Below are 14,232 nucleotides of genomic sequence, written 5' to 3'. Positions count from 1 at the left end.
CGGGTGATATGCTAACGCCTGTGGCAACATATGAGGCGCTGACCACGCAGGTGGATTGGCGCTTTCCTGCGCGGCTCAATATGGCCGCGCAGACCTGCGATGATTGGGCCACGGCCGAACCGGAGCGCGTGGCGATTGTGGAAATCACACCGGCCGCGCGGCGGGAGGTCACATATGGCGCGCTGCGCCACAGGGCCGATACATTGGCGCGGCTTTTGCTGGCGCGGGGCGCCGGGGCGGGGGACCGCATCGGAGTGTTGCGCAGTCAGGATGCATGGTGTGCGGCGGCGCATATTGCGATCTGGAAAATTGGTGCGATCTCTGTGCCGCTGTTCAAGCTGTTTCAACGGGATGCTTTGGCGGTGCGGATTGGTGATGCCGCGGCCGGATTGGTGATCACCGACCGCGAAGGCATGGCAATCATGGGCGATTTGGCCACGCCATTGGTGGCCGATGATGTCGCCGTGACCGACGAGCCGTTCGAGACTGTGAAATTCGAGACTGCGAAATTCGAGACGGTGGAAACGGGGCCGGAAACGCCGGCGGTTTTGATCTATACCTCTGGCACCACCGGCGCGCCCAAGGGGGCGCTGCATGGGCACCGGATGCTCGCGGGGCATTTGCCCGGCGTCGAGATGAGCCATGAATTTCTGGGTCAACCCGGCGATTGCCTTTGGACCCCTGCGGATTGGGCGTGGATCGGCGGATTGTTCGATGTGGCGATGCCTGCTTTGGCGCTTGGCGTGCCGGTCGTCGCGGCGCGGATGGAGAAATTCGACGCCCAGACCTGCCAGTCCATTATCGCACAAGGCGCTGTGAAGAATGTGTTTTTCCCGCCCACTGCGCTGCGCATGCTCAAAGCGTCCGGCACCACGATCAGCGGGCTGCGCACGGTCGCATCCGGCGGTGAAAGCCTTGGGGCCGAGATCCTCGATTGGGGCCGCGCGGCGCTGGGCGTTTCGATCAATGAATTTTACGGGCAAACCGAATGCAATATGGTCGCGGCGTCCTGTGGCGCGCTGTTCGAGGCCGAAGCCGGATGTATAGGCAAACCTGCACCAGGGTTTGATATTGCGGTTCTGGATGCAGAGGGCGCGCCGACCACCGATGAGGGCGATGTCGCGGTGAAACGCGGTGCGGGCTCGATGATGCTCGGCTATTGGAACCGCCCTGACGAGACGGCGGCGAAATACAAAGGCGACTGGATGCTGACCGGCGATCGCGGCATTTGGCAGGGCGACTACCTGCGTTTTGTCGGGCGCGAGGATGACGTGATTTCCTCGGCGGGCTACCGGATCGGGCCGTCCGAGATCGAAGATTGCCTGTTGCGCCATCCGTCCGTGGCGACCGCCGGTGTTGTTGGCAAACCTGACGCCCTGCGCGGCGAGATCGTCAAAGCCTATGTGGTGGTGAAAAAAGGCGTCAAAGCGGATGCAGCATTGGCCAAGGCGCTGCAATCCCATGTTAAAACCCATTTGGCCAATTATTCCTATCCCCGCGAAATCTCTTTCCTCGATGCTTTGCCTATGACCGTCACGGGCAAAGTTATTCGTAAGGAATTGAAGGCGCGTGCAATGACCGAAACGGAGACCGATATATGAAACTGCAATCCCAAGCCTTGCCGTCTTCGGACGCGTTCAAAACCAACCGTGCGGGGCATCTTGAGGCCCTCGAAGTCGTGGCGCAGGCGGCAGAAGCTGCGGCGATGGGCGGCGGCGAGAAAAGCCGCGCGCGTCATGTGAGCCGCGGCAAAATGTTGCCGCGCGAACGGGTGGCAAACCTGCTCGATCCAGGGTCGCCGTTTCTCGAAGTTGGCGCAACGGCGGCGCATGGGTTGTATGACGGCGTGGCGCCTTGTGCCGGTGTGATCGCGGGGATTGGCCGTGTGATGGGCCAAGAGGTCATGGTGGTGTGCAATGATGCCACCGTTAAGGGCGGCACGTATTACCCGATGACGGTCAAAAAGCACTTGCGCGCCCAAGAGATCGCCGAGGAAAACCACCTGCCTTGTGTCTATCTGGTCGACAGCGGCGGTGCGAACCTGCCGAACCAGGACGAGGTGTTTCCCGATCGCGACCATTTCGGGCGGATTTTCTATAATCAAGCGCGGATGAGCGCCAAGGGCATTCCGCAGATTGCGGTGGTGATGGGCTCGTGCACGGCGGGCGGGGCTTATGTGCCTGCGATGTCGGATGTGACCATTATCGTCAAAGAACAAGGCACGATCTTCCTTGCCGGTCCGCCATTGGTCAAAGCGGCAACAGGCGAGGTGGTGACAGCCGAAGACCTGGGCGGCGGCGATGTGCACACACGTCTGTCGGGCGTGGCGGATTATCTGGCCGAGGATGACACCCATGCCTTGGCCCTAGCGCGCCGCGCTGTGTCGCATTTGAACCGCGCCAAACCCACCACGGTGCAATGGCAGACCCCCGAAGCGCCGGCCTATGATCCCGAAGAATTGCTCGGCGTGGTGCCTGCGGACCTGCGCACGCCTTATGACATCCGCGAAGTGATCGCGCGGGTGGTGGACGGTTCGCGTTTTGATGAATTCAAACCGCGGTTCGGCGAAACTTTGGTGACCGGTTTTGCCCATTTGGAAGGCTGCCCCGTCGGGATCATCGCCAACAATGGTGTGCTGTTCTCGGAAGCCGCGCAAAAGGGCGCGCATTTCGTAGAGCTTTGCTCGCAACGCAAGATCCCGTTGATATTCTTGCAAAATATCACCGGTTTCATGGTGGGCCGCAAATATGAGAACGAAGGCATCGCGCGGCATGGGGCCAAATTGGTGACCGCCGTGGCGACGACCAATGTGCCGAAAATCACCATGGTGGTGGGCGGCTCGTTTGGTGCGGGCAACTACGGTATGGCCGGGCGGGCTTATCAACCGCGCTTCATGTGGTCATGGCCCAACAGCCGCATTTCGGTGATGGGCGGCCCGCAAGCCGCCGGCGTTCTGGCCACGGTCAAACGCGAGGGGATCGAGCGCGCGGGCGGCACATGGAGCGCCGAGGAAGAAGAAACCTTCAAAGCCCCCACCATCGCCATGTTCGAAGAGCAATCGCATCCTTTGTATGCCTCGGCGCGTCTTTGGGATGACGGGGTGATTGACCCGCGCAAAACCCGTGAGGTTTTGAGCCTGAGCCTTTCGGCCACGCTCTGCGCCCCGATCGAGGCGACACGTTTCGGCGTGTTCCGCATGTGATCATGGGTGAGGGGATCACAACACGGTTGACCAAGGCATTTGACTTGCGCTGGCCCGTTGTCTGCGCGCCGATGGGCGGAGCCGCAGGCGGGGCTTTGGCCTCTGCCGTGAGCGACGCCGGGGGGCTCGGCCTCATTGGCGGCGGTTATGGTGACGGGGATTGGATCGACGCGGAATTCGCGCGGGTCAATGCGCCGGTGGGCTGCGGGATGATTACCTGGCGGTTGAACGCCGCCTTGCTTGACCGGATCCTCGCCCATGCGCCCCGCGCGGTGTTCTTGTCCTTTGGCGATCTTGCGCCTTTCGCGCCGCGTATTCATGCGCAAAACATACCGTTGATCGCACAGGTGCAAGATATGGATGCCGCGCGGGCCGCGATGGATGCAGGGGCGCAAGTGATTGTCGCGCAAGGAACCGAAGCCGGCGGTCATGGTGCCTCGCGTGCGACGATGACCTTGGTGCCCGAGGTTGCGGATATGATTGCGGCGCGGTCGCCCGAGACGCTTTTGCTGGCCGCGGGGGGCATTGCCGATGGCCGCGGCCTTGCGGCGGCGATGATGTTGGGCGCCGACGGGGCGGTGATCGGATCCCGGTTTTGGGCGGCGGCCGAGGCTTTGGTACCCGGCGGTTTGCATGCGGCCGCGCTCCGCGCGACGGGCGATGCGACCCTGCGCACGCGGGTGCCGGATGTGGCGCGCGGGATCGATTGGCCAAAACCGTTCGACATCCGCGTGATGCGCTCGGACGGGACCGAAGGACTGCACGGCGCGCCAGAGGCGATGAGTGACGCCGACCGTGCGGCTTGGCGCGATGCGATGGCCGCAGGCGATGCGCGCATGGCGACGCCGATCGTTGGCGAAGCGGTGGGGTTGATCCGCGACATCCGCCCCGCAGCACAGATCGTAGAAGAGATTGGCCAGACAGCAGCAGGGCTGCTCGATGGCGGTTGGAGCAATGCGGCTCATGATTGAAATAGAACGCACAGACAGCGGGACGCGCGGGGGCACATGCTGCCAAGCGTTGGAGCACCAGAGCATCCCGCATTATGGATCACCGAAAGGGACAGCAGATGTTTGATAAAATCCTGATTGCCAATCGCGGCGAAATTGCGTGCCGGGTGGCCGCGACAGCGCGGCGTATGGGCGTGGCCACGGTTGCGGTTTACTCCGATGCCGATGCGGGGGCGGCCCATGTGGCGGCCTGTGACGAGGCGGTGCACATCGGCGGCTCTGCGCCGGCGGACAGCTACCTGCGCGGCGATGTGATCATAAAAGCGGCGCTCGATACCGGTGCCAAGGCGATCCATCCCGGATATGGGTTTCTCTCCGAGAACCCCGATTTCGTCGATGCGGTCGAGGCGGCCGGATTGGTGTTTGTCGGCCCCTCGGGCAAAGCGATCCGCGCCATGGGGCTCAAAGATGCGGCCAAAGCATTGATGATCGAAGCGGGCGTGCCGGTGGTGCCGGGGTATCACGGCACCGAGCAGGATGGTGATTTTCTGGCCGCCGAGGCGGATAAAATCGGCTATCCGGTGTTGATCAAGGCCGTGGCCGGCGGCGGCGGTAAGGGGATGCGTTTGGTCGAACAGGCGGAGGATTTTGCCGCCGGTCTCGAAAGCGCCCAGAACGAGGCGCGCACGGCCTTTGGCAACGCGGATGTCTTGATCGAAAAATATATCACCGCGCCGCGCCATATCGAGGTGCAGGTCTTTGGCGATGGCACCCATGCGCTGCATCTGTTTGAACGCGATTGCTCGTTGCAGCGGCGGCACCAGAAGGTAATCGAAGAAGCGCCTGCACCGGATATGCCCGAAAACGTGCGGGCCGCCATGGGCGCGGCGGCGGTCAAAGCCGCCGAGGCGATCGGATATAGCGGCGCCGGCACGATTGAATTCATCGTCGACGGGTCTGGCGGTGGCACCGGCGTGCTGCAAGAAGACGGCTTTTGGTTCATGGAAATGAACACCCGCCTACAGGTCGAACATCCCGTCACCGAGGCGATCACCGGCGTGGATTTGGTCGAATGGCAATTGCGCGTCGCCAGTGGCGAGCCGCTTCCAGCTGCGCAGGAGGATCTTTCGATCACCGGACATGCCTTTGAGGTGCGGCTTTATGCCGAGGATGTGCCAAAGGGATTTTTGCCCGCTACCGGCACGTTGACGCATCTGCAATTCCCCAATGGCGCGCGCGCGGACAGCGGTGTGCGGGCGGGCGATGTGATTTCCCCTTTCTATGATCCGATGATCGCAAAGGTGATCACCCATGGGGCCACCCGCGCGGCGGCGCTACAGCAAATGCGCGCGGCATTGGACGAGACACAGGTTGCCGGCACGGTGACCAACCTCGCCTTCCTTGGCGCGCTTTGTGATCATGAGGGTTTCGCCCGCGGCGATGTCGATACCGGATTGATTGGCCGTGATATTGATGCGCTGGTGGTCGCGCCACAGCCGAGCGCCCTGCACAAGGTTTGGGCGGCGATGGCGGCGGCGGGATTGGCCGATGCTGCAAGTGCGGCGCAGGGCGCGCATCTTTGGACCCCTCTTAAGCATAGCGTTACGTTGGGGTGGCAGGACGACGTATTTTCCGTGGCGTTGCAGCCTGAAGGCGCGGATCGGATCATTGGCGAGGTGGACGATCTGGAGGTCGTGGCGACACGCATCGCCGGCGGATGGCGATTGGACGGCACCCCGGCGCCGCATGTCGCGGTTGCATCGGGTGTGGTGACGGTCTTTGCCGGATATGGATTGCCCTTTGATGTAATCGACCCGTTGGCGCGGGACCAAGGACGCGGCGGAGACGGCAATTTGATCGAAGCGCCGATGCCGGGATTGGTGAAGGCGGTGTTTGCCGAACCTGGACAAGAGGTCAAGGCGGGCGATCGTTTGGCGGTGCTGGAGGCGATGAAAATGGAACATGCGCTTTTGGCGGCGCGCGATGGCGTGGTGGCCGAGGTTCTGGCCGCTGCCGACGATCAAGTCGAGGCTGGCGCCGCGCTGATCCGGCTTGAGGCGGAAGAGGATGCGGCATAGCCGGTAGATCATCGCGGGCGGCGCGCAGAGCAAGGGCCTGCGCGCCGCCCGCGCCAGATGAAAAGAGCCTGCCGGACCGGTGGGTCGTGGTTGCGCGTATCTTCGCGTCGGCGGTTCGAGGGTGGAGCCGCGTCGCATATCCCGCAACATTGAGCGCGGATGTCCACCGGATTGGCGGGTGACAGCGCGCCTTTCGACAGAGTCCCATTTTACCCTGACTTCTGCGTAGCTTGGTTGCACCTTGGCGGCGGCCCTGTCAAAGTTAACGCAAGGAAGAGGGAGAAACGCATGACATCTACATTGACGCTGCACCACGTGCCGGCTTCGCGCAGTTTTCGCATCATCTGGTTGATCGAGGAGATGCGCGCCGCAGGCGTTGCGTTGCCCGATCTCGACATCGAAACCTATGCGATCACTGACGGCTCCTTACGCAATGCCGATTTCCTGACGCGCAGCCCTGCGGGGCGGGTACCGGCGCTAGATGTGAATGGGATCAGCCTGTGCGAGAGCGGTGCGATTGTTGAATACCTGTGCGAAACCCACCCTGAAGCCGGACTTGCACCAGCGGTCGGCACGGCGCAGCGCCCGGCCTATCTACAATGGGTGCATTTTGCCGAAACCATGGCGAGTTTGATTGCCAATTTGAATATGCAATATTTGTTTTTGCGCGATCCTTCGATGCGCAGCCAGGCGGTGTTGAAAATGGAGGCCCGGCGGCTTGAGGCATGTGTTGCGGCGATCGAGGCGGCGGTGACCGGGCAGGATTGGGTGTTGGACAGCGGTTTTTCGGCGGTGGATTGCATGTTGGGGTTCAACTTGTCGGCCGTGCCCTATTTTGTAAAACTTGACGCTTACCCCATTGTGCGCAGCTATATTGCGCGGATGGAAGCCCGGCCGGCCTATCAGGCGGCGCGGGATTTGGACGGGCCGCAAACGTTCTATAGTCGGGACTTTTACGCGCCCGACGATGCCGATTGACCCTGCGGATGAGGGGGACGGATTTTGGCCGTGCGATTGGATCACTCAGTGTGTCTAGCAACGGAACTTTCTGTGGCCTCTATGAGGAGGCCGCGTGCACAGGGGGTGGCAATCCCGGGTCAAAATCGGTTTTAATACAAGGGGCTGGCTTGGAAGCTGGACCCGATCAAGAGGAGGATCCTGAGCAGGGCGCGTGAGGTGTCTTGCCGATCCGACGAGTGATGGGCGCCGCATCGAGGGATGGGGGGCCGCAAAGGAGACGATATGATCACGTTACACCATGTGCCGCAAAGCCGCTCGATGCGGGTGCTTTGGCTGTTGGGGGAACTCGACCTGCCATTTCAGGTGGTCAGTCACGGATTGGACAAAGGGCTGCGCGATCCGGAATATTTGACCGTCAGCCCGGCGGGACGTGTGCCTGCGCTTGAGATCGACGGCGAACGGATGTTCGAAAGTCTCGCAATCGTGCAATACCTGTGTGAGCGATACGCCGAAGCGCCTTTGTATCAGGGGCCGGGAGATATCGACCGGATGGCATGGCTTGTCTGGGTGCAGTTTGCCGAAACCATCAGCCAACACACTTCGAGTCTGGCGCAGCAACATATCGCGCTGCGGGAGGATCATATGCGGTCTCCGACGGTGATGCGGATCGAAGCCAAGCGGATCGAGAATTGCTATGCCGCGATCGAAGCGCGGCTCTCGACGCCTGTGGAAAATCGCGACTATTTGCTGACCGGCGGGTTTTCCGCCGCAGATGTATGCACGGGGCAGGCGGTCTATATGGCGCGGCACTTTGTTTCAACCGATGCCTTCCCGGAAGTCAGCGCATGGTATGAGCGGATCACCGAGCGGCCTGCCTTCCAAGCCAGCTTGCCACAAGGCGAAGTGATGAATGTTTTTGAACGCGATTTCTATCCCCCATGGGACAGCTGATCGCGTAGGGCGGGGGCGTCGCGGGCTGCGGTGCCGGCGAGGGCCGCCTCATGCGGCATGTTTTTCCTGTGCGGCGGTGCCCGCATCAGGCAGGCGCGCAAAGCGCAGAGCAATGCGGGGGCATGGGGCTGCGCTGCCAGTATTTTGGTTGCAGACAGATCAGCGGCACCGTGTTTAGTGAATATGAAAAACGCGCTTTGGCGTCGATCAAAGCACAACGACGGGAGAGAAGAACGCCATGAGCGAATATGTTGAAATCTTTGAAATGGGTCCGCGTGATGGGCTGCAAAACGAAAAACGCGTTATTCCCTTGGCGGAAAAAATCGCCTTGGTTGATTGTCTGTCAGGGGCGGGGTTCAAACGCATCGAGGTGGCCAGTTTCGTATCGCCCAAATGGGTGCCGCAAATGGCTGATAGCGCGGATGTTCTGGCGGGGATCACCCGGGCGGATGGCGTATCCTATGCGGCCTTGACCCCGAATATGCGCGGGTTCGAGGCGGCACAGGCCGCGCGGGCGGATGAGGTGGCCATTTTTGCCTCGGCCTCCGAAGGGTTCTCTCGGGCCAATATCAACGCCACGATCGAAGAAAGCTTTGCGCGGTTCGTTCCGGTGGTCGAGGCGGCGCGCACCGCCGGCATACCGGTGCGTGGGTATATCTCCTGTGTGACGGATTGTCCTTATGACGGGACGGTGGCCCCGGGCGCTGTGGCGCAGGTGGCGGAGAAGCTGTTGGCGCTGGGATGTTACGAGATCAGCCTTGGCGACACCATCGGGCAAGGCCGCCCCGAGACGATCGCGGCGATGCTTGAGGCGGTTCTGGAGGTGGTGCCTGCAGCGCAGGTGGCCGGGCATTATCACGATACCGCCGGGCGGGCCTTGGACAATATCGCCGTGTCGCTTGAGGCGGGATTGCGGGTGTTCGATGCGGCGGTGGGCGGTTTGGGCGGATGTCCTTATGCGCCGGGTGCTGCCGGCAATGCCGCCACCGAAGCGGTCGAGGGATTTTTGCGCAAACAGGGGTATGAGACGGGGCTGGATGCCACGGTGATTGCCAAAGCGGCGGCGATGGCCCGGGCGATGCGCGGTGAAGCTGTGGCCTAACGCCCGACGGGGGATCAAAACAGCCCTGCGCGGTTGAAATCGCGCGGGGATTATGCGGCTCAGGGACCGCGTGGGCGCAGATTGCGACGGGCCATGGCGGGCCGTGGCGACAGCGTCAAAGAGGCGGCGGGTGCGGATATTGGCATGGTGTAAAGCGTTGGGTCGATCTTGCGGGCGGCCGCGCGCGCGGACCCACGCGGATGGTGCCGAGGCGCGATCTGCAGGCGCGGCGCGCGATATGTGATGCTGCGCGTGGTACCCCGCGAATCCCCGGGCGGTTGTGGCGGGGCCGGCGCGGGCAGAGCGCCTCCTGCCTTGGCCTTTGGCGTATGTTGAACCGCGCCATTCCCTGCCACATGGCTGCAAGATTCGGCAGGTGTTGGAAAACTTGGTTTAGTTTTGCCTCGAAAACATCTTTTCGCATTGGCTTTGGGGCTTGTGTATTGCGGCTTTGATGGCGCTGTGACGCCTTGTTTTTTTGGCTTTGTGAACAATTGCATACCTATGGCACATGTAATTAATTCTGTATCTTGAATGTGTCTGCCTTTGGTTGACCCTGCCAAGGGGCAGGAGTAAACCACACAGCAGCTAAGCAGCCAGTTGATGCGCCCGCGCGCATGAAAGGAGCCACTCATGGAAGAGATGTTGAAGGAATACCTTCCCATCCTCGTCTTTCTGGCCATTGCCATCGCCCTTGGCCTTGTCCTGATCCTCGCCGCCATTGTCATTGCGGTGCGCAATCCCGATCCGGAAAAAGTGTCGGCCTATGAATGCGGGTTCAACGCGTTCGATGATGCGCGTATGAAGTTCGATGTGCGCTTTTATCTGGTCTCGATCCTTTTCATCATCTTCGATTTGGAAATCGCATTCCTCTTTCCCTGGGCGGTCGCGTTCAAGGATCTGAGCATGGTCGGATTTTGGTCGATGATGGTGTTCCTCGGCGTATTGACCGCCGGATTTGCCTATGAATGGAAGAAGGGAGCTCTCGAATGGGAGTGATGACCGGAGCGAATACTGCGGGGGCCGACCGCGAGGTGGCGACGCAAGCCCTCAATGCGGAATTGCAGGACAAGGGCTTTTTGCTCACCTCTGCCGAGGATTTGATCAACTGGGGCCGCACGGGGTCCTTGCATTGGATGACCTTCGGGTTGGCCTGCTGCGCGGTTGAAATGATGCATACCTCGATGCCGCGCTATGACGCCGAACGCTTCGGTATCGCGCCGCGCGCCTCCCCGCGTCAATCGGATGTGATGATCGTTGCGGGCACATTGACCAATAAAATGGCGCCGGCGCTGCGCAAGGTCTATGACCAGATGCCGGAGCCGCGTTATGTGATCTCGATGGGATCTTGTGCCAATGGCGGTGGGTACTACCACTATAGCTATAGCGTCGTGCGCGGATGTGACCGCATCGTGCCGGTGGATATCTATGTTCCCGGATGTCCGCCGACAGCCGAAGCCCTGCTTTATGGCATTTTGCAACTGGCGCGCAAAATCCGCCGCACCGGCACGATCGCGAGGTAAGTGATGAGCGAAGCACTCAAAGAACTCGGCACATTGATCGCGCTAAAGCGGCCTGAATGTGTGCTCAGCTGGGACGTGGCCTTTGGCGAATTGACTGTGGACGTCACGCCGACCAGCCTGCCGTCCTTGATCGAGTTTCTCAAAACCGATCCGAATTGCAAATTCTCCACCTTGGTGGATATCACGGCGGTGGATTACCCCGCCCGTGCCAAGCGGTTCGATATGATATATCACTTCTTGTCGATGTATCAGAACACCCGCATCCGCCTGCGCGCCGCGATCCGCGAAGACGAAATGGTCGCCTCGATCACCGATGTGCACCCCTCGGCCAATTGGTTCGAGCGCGAAGTTTTTGACATGTTCGGCATTTTGTTTTCCGGCCATCCCGATTTGCGCCGGTTGCTCACAGATTACGGTTTTCGCGGCTATCCGTTGCGCAAGGATTTCCCAACCTCGGGCTATACCGAAGTGCGCTATGATGACGAGCTCAAACGCGTGGTCTATGAGCCGGTGAAACTTGTGCAAGAATATCGCCAGTTTGATTTTATGTCGCCGTGGGAGGGTGCCGAATACATTCTTCCCGGTGACGAGAAGGAGGCTGCGAAATGATGGACGGCTCCAAATTTGACGACGGCAGCGTGGACACGTTGAGCGGCGAGCAGAAGATCCGCAATTTCAACATCAACTTCGGCCCGCAGCACCCTGCGGCGCACGGGGTTTTGCGGCTTGTGCTTGAGCTTGACGGCGAGATTGTTGAACGCTGCGATCCGCATGTCGGTCTTTTGCATCGCGGGACGGAAAAGCTCATGGAGAGCCGGACCTACCTGCAGAACCTGCCGTATTTTGACCGCCTCGATTACGTGGCGCCGATGAATCAGGAGCATGCGTGGTGTCTTGCGATCGAACGGCTGACCGGTGTCGAAGTGCCGCGTCGGGCGTCGTTGATCCGTGTGCTGTATTCGGAAATCGGCCGCGTTCTGAACCATTTGATGAACGTCACGACACAAGCGATGGACGTTGGCGCGCTGACCCCGCCTTTGTGGGGGTTTGAAGAGCGTGAAAAGTTGATGATTTTCTACGAACGCGCCTGTGGTGCGCGTTTGCACGCGGCCTATTTCCGCCCCGGTGGGGTGCATCAGGATCTGTCCGATGACTTGCTTGACGACATCGAGGAATGGGCTTTGGAATTCCCGAAGCGGCTTGACGACATCGACGGGCTTTTGACCGAGAACCGGATTTTCAAACAGCGGAACGTCAATATCGGTGTGATCTCAGAGCAGGACATTCAGGACTACGGTTTCTCCGGTGTCATGGTGCGGGGATCCGGGTTTGCGTGGGATTTGCGCCGCGCGCAGCCCTATGAATGCTATGACGAGTTTGATTTTGAAATCCCCGTCGGCACCAATGGCGATTGTTATGATCGCTACCTGTGCCGCATGGAAGAGATGCGCCAGTCGACTTCGATCATCCGTCAGGCGATTGTTAAGCTGCGTGAAGCCACGGGCGATGTTTTGGCGCGCGGCAAGATCACCCCGCCAAAACGCGGCGATATGAAAACCTCGATGGAGAGCCTGATCCACCACTTCAAGCTTTACACCGAAGGCTTCCACGTTCCCGAAGGCGAGGTCTATGCCTGTGTCGAGGCACCTAAGGGCGAATTTGGCGTCTATCTTGTGGCGGACGGGACCAACAAACCGTACCGCAGCAAAATTCGCGCTCCTGGATATTTGCATTTGCAGGCGATGGATCACATCGCAAGCGGTCACCAATTGGCCGATATTGCCGCGATCATCGGGACGCTGGATGTTGTGTTCGGGGAGATCGACCGATGATTGCTCTGACCTTTGCCGCGATGGCCTTTTTGGCCGCGATGATGATGTTTCTGCCGGTGGGCGAGGCGCAGCGCGCCGCGTGCACTGCCGATAAGAACGGATAAGACCCAATGTTGCGTAGGCTCCACCACACCCAGCCCGACAGTTTCGCCTTCACCCCCGCCAATCAGGCATGGGCCGAAGCGCAGATCACCAAGTTCCCCGAAGGGCGGCAAGCCTCTGGGGTTATTCCCTTGCTTTGGCGCGCGCAGGAGCAGGAAGGCTGGCTCACCCGGCCGGCGATTGAACATGTCGCGGATATGCTCGGTATGGCCTATATGCGGGTGGTCGAAGTGGCGTCTTTCTACTTTATGTTCCAACTGCAACCTGTTGGTTCTGTTGCACATATCCAAGTTTGCGGCACCACGTCCTGCATGATTTGCGGGGCTGAAGACCTGATTTCGGTGTGCAAGGAAAAGATCGCCGGTAAGGCACATGAATTGTCGGCGGATGGTAAGTTCTCATGGGAAGAGGTCGAATGCCTCGGGGCCTGTGCCAACGCGCCGATGGCGCAGATCGGCAAGGATTACTACGAGGATCTGACCGCCGCGCGTTTGGACGAGATTATCGACGAATTGGGCGCCGGGAAGGTTCCCGTTCCGGGGCCGCAAAGCGGGCGATATGCGGCTGAACCTGCCTCGGGCGTTACGTCGCTTGCACAATATGTCGAAGGCCGCGCGCAGTATAACGCCAGCGTTCAAGCCGCAGTGGATATCGGCGATACGGTCAAACGCATCGATGGCACCGAAGTGTCGCTTGTCACTCCATGGCAGGATGGCACCGGCAAGTTGGGCGGATCGTCGGCGGGTCTGGCGATCGCCGCCAAAGGCGCTGAGGATGCCGCCGAGGCGGCGAAAGCCAAAGAGCCAAAGCCCGCTGCGACGGCGAAAGCCGATAAGACCGGCGTGACCAAGCAAGAGGCGCAGGAGCGCAGCAAAGCCAAACCCGAGGCCAAGGCCAAAGGCGCAGCAGAGGCCAAAGAGGCACCAGACGCCAAGGCCGAGGAGAGCAGCGCACCGAAGGCCGCAGGGGCAGATAAAAATGCACCGACAGGGGTGGGCAAAAAACCCCGCACCATGAAAGCCCCGCGCAAGGCCGGTGCCGATGATTTGAAACAGATCAAAGGCGTCGGGCCGAAGTTGGAGGCACTGCTGCATTCGCTCGGGTTCTTCCACTTCGATCAGATCGCCAAATGGAGCGACGAAGAAGTCGCATGGGTCGATGATCATCTGGGCACGTTCCGGGGCCGCGTTGTACGCGACACTTGGATCGAACAAGCAACAAAACTGGCCGCTGGCGAGGAAACCGAATTTTCCTCCAAGGTCAAAAAAGGCGGCGTCTATTAAGGCGCTGGAGAGATAGATGAGCAACCAAGAGCAACAGTTGGCACGCAAGGGGCGGATCGTCGCCCTGGTGATCGCCGCGACGATGTTGCTTTGGATGGGGGCGCAGGTATTGGCGGCAAAATTGGGATGGGAGGCACGGTTTTTGTTTCTCTTCGATTTCGCCGCGATTGCCGCCTTTGTCTGGGTGTTTGTGGTGATCTATCAAATCTGGCGCGCGCGCCAAAAGACAACGTGAACGGGCGAGGATAG

Annotated in this window: 13 protein-coding genes; all 13 read left to right on the top strand. The window is 60.5% G+C overall.

The window, feature by feature from the left end; genetic code table 11:
• Positions 1-8: 8 nt before the first annotated feature.
• The 13 genes from DI396_RS06140 to DI396_RS06075 all read left to right on the top strand — a co-directional run bounded on the left by DI396_RS06140 (position 9) and on the right by DI396_RS06075 (position 14,218).
• Positions 9-1,601, top strand: a complete 1,593-nt coding sequence (locus DI396_RS06140) for an AMP-binding protein (protein WP_110795279.1) — start codon at positions 9-11, stop codon at positions 1,599-1,601.
• Positions 1,598-3,202 carry a carboxyl transferase domain-containing protein gene (locus tag DI396_RS06135; RefSeq protein ID WP_110795278.1) on the top strand — a complete coding sequence of 535 codons (1,605 nt, stop codon included), beginning with the start codon at positions 1,598-1,600 and terminating at the stop codon, positions 3,200-3,202. Before DI396_RS06140 ends, DI396_RS06135 begins: the two co-directional genes overlap by 4 nt.
• A 2-nt stretch (positions 3,203-3,204) precedes the next feature.
• Positions 3,205-4,173: an NAD(P)H-dependent flavin oxidoreductase gene (locus DI396_RS06130; RefSeq protein WP_110795277.1), complete on the top strand. Its 969-nt coding sequence runs from the start codon at positions 3,205-3,207 to the stop codon at positions 4,171-4,173.
• A gap of 98 nt (positions 4,174-4,271) precedes the next feature.
• Positions 4,272-6,230, top strand: coding sequence for an acetyl/propionyl/methylcrotonyl-CoA carboxylase subunit alpha (locus DI396_RS06125; RefSeq protein ID WP_110795276.1), 1,959 nt, complete (start codon positions 4,272-4,274; stop codon positions 6,228-6,230).
• A 288-nt stretch (positions 6,231-6,518) separates the two neighbouring features.
• Positions 6,519-7,208 (top strand): glutathione S-transferase family protein, encoded by a 690-nt coding sequence (locus DI396_RS06120; RefSeq protein WP_110795275.1) that lies wholly within the window; start codon positions 6,519-6,521, stop codon positions 7,206-7,208.
• A gap of 264 nt (positions 7,209-7,472) precedes the next feature.
• Entirely contained in the window at positions 7,473-8,141 is a 669-nt protein-coding gene (locus DI396_RS06115) for a glutathione S-transferase family protein (RefSeq protein ID WP_110795402.1), read from the top strand.
• Positions 8,142-8,379: 238 nt separating this feature from the next.
• Complete coding sequence (locus tag DI396_RS06110) at positions 8,380-9,243, top strand: hydroxymethylglutaryl-CoA lyase (protein WP_110795274.1); 864 nt, start codon at positions 8,380-8,382, stop codon at positions 9,241-9,243.
• A 633-nt stretch (positions 9,244-9,876) separates the two neighbouring features.
• Positions 9,877-10,242 carry an NADH-quinone oxidoreductase subunit A gene (locus tag DI396_RS06100; protein ID WP_110795272.1) on the top strand — a complete coding sequence of 122 codons (366 nt, stop codon included), beginning with the start codon at positions 9,877-9,879 and terminating at the stop codon, positions 10,240-10,242.
• Positions 10,233-10,766 carry a NuoB/complex I 20 kDa subunit family protein gene (locus tag DI396_RS06095; RefSeq protein WP_328588333.1) on the top strand — a complete coding sequence of 178 codons (534 nt, stop codon included), beginning with the start codon at positions 10,233-10,235 and terminating at the stop codon, positions 10,764-10,766. Before DI396_RS06100 ends, DI396_RS06095 begins: the two co-directional genes overlap by 10 nt.
• Before the next feature lie 3 nt (positions 10,767-10,769).
• The gene (locus tag DI396_RS06090; protein WP_110795270.1) at positions 10,770-11,375 is read left to right on the top strand and encodes an NADH-quinone oxidoreductase subunit C; all 606 of its coding nucleotides are present in this window, start codon (positions 10,770-10,772) and stop codon (positions 11,373-11,375) included.
• Positions 11,375-12,598, top strand: a complete 1,224-nt coding sequence (locus DI396_RS06085; protein WP_204362806.1) for an NADH-quinone oxidoreductase subunit D — start codon at positions 11,375-11,377, stop codon at positions 12,596-12,598. Before DI396_RS06090 ends, DI396_RS06085 begins: the two co-directional genes overlap by 1 nt.
• A 110-nt stretch (positions 12,599-12,708) precedes the next feature.
• On the top strand, positions 12,709-13,983 hold the full coding sequence (locus DI396_RS06080; protein ID WP_110795268.1) for an NADH-quinone oxidoreductase subunit E: 1,275 nt from the start codon (positions 12,709-12,711) through the stop codon (positions 13,981-13,983).
• Positions 13,984-13,999: 16 nt separating this feature from the next.
• Complete coding sequence (locus tag DI396_RS06075; protein WP_110795267.1) at positions 14,000-14,218, top strand: DUF5337 domain-containing protein; 219 nt, start codon at positions 14,000-14,002, stop codon at positions 14,216-14,218.
• The last annotated feature ends 14 nt before the right edge of the window (positions 14,219-14,232 follow it).

It is taken from the genome of Litorivita pollutaquae, assembly GCF_003205515.1.
Classification (GTDB): Bacteria; Pseudomonadota; Alphaproteobacteria; order Rhodobacterales; family Rhodobacteraceae; genus Litorivita; species Litorivita pollutaquae.
This window is presented reverse-complemented; position numbering and strand designations above follow the sequence as displayed.

Excerpts from the sequence above, each read along its gene's own strand:
- DI396_RS06140 (WP_110795279.1), top strand. The coding sequence starts at position 9 with ATGCTAACGCCTGTGGCAACATATGAGGCGCTGACCACGCAGGTGGAT.
- DI396_RS06135 (WP_110795278.1), top strand. The coding sequence starts at position 1,598 with ATGAAACTGCAATCCCAAGCCTTGCCGTCTTCGGACGCGTTCAAAACC.
- DI396_RS06130 (WP_110795277.1), top strand. The coding sequence starts at position 3,205 with ATGGGTGAGGGGATCACAACACGGTTGACCAAGGCATTTGACTTGCGC.
- DI396_RS06125 (WP_110795276.1), top strand. The coding sequence starts at position 4,272 with ATGTTTGATAAAATCCTGATTGCCAATCGCGGCGAAATTGCGTGCCGG.
- DI396_RS06120 (WP_110795275.1), top strand. The coding sequence starts at position 6,519 with ATGACATCTACATTGACGCTGCACCACGTGCCGGCTTCGCGCAGTTTT.
- DI396_RS06115 (WP_110795402.1), top strand. The coding sequence starts at position 7,473 with ATGATCACGTTACACCATGTGCCGCAAAGCCGCTCGATGCGGGTGCTT.
- DI396_RS06110 (WP_110795274.1), top strand. The coding sequence starts at position 8,380 with ATGAGCGAATATGTTGAAATCTTTGAAATGGGTCCGCGTGATGGGCTG.
- DI396_RS06100 (WP_110795272.1), top strand. The coding sequence starts at position 9,877 with ATGGAAGAGATGTTGAAGGAATACCTTCCCATCCTCGTCTTTCTGGCC.
- DI396_RS06095 (WP_328588333.1), top strand. The coding sequence starts at position 10,233 with ATGGGAGTGATGACCGGAGCGAATACTGCGGGGGCCGACCGCGAGGTG.
- DI396_RS06090 (WP_110795270.1), top strand. The coding sequence starts at position 10,770 with ATGAGCGAAGCACTCAAAGAACTCGGCACATTGATCGCGCTAAAGCGG.
- DI396_RS06085 (WP_204362806.1), top strand. The coding sequence starts at position 11,375 with ATGGACGGCTCCAAATTTGACGACGGCAGCGTGGACACGTTGAGCGGC.
- DI396_RS06080 (WP_110795268.1), top strand. The coding sequence starts at position 12,709 with ATGTTGCGTAGGCTCCACCACACCCAGCCCGACAGTTTCGCCTTCACC.
- DI396_RS06075 (WP_110795267.1), top strand. The coding sequence starts at position 14,000 with ATGAGCAACCAAGAGCAACAGTTGGCACGCAAGGGGCGGATCGTCGCC.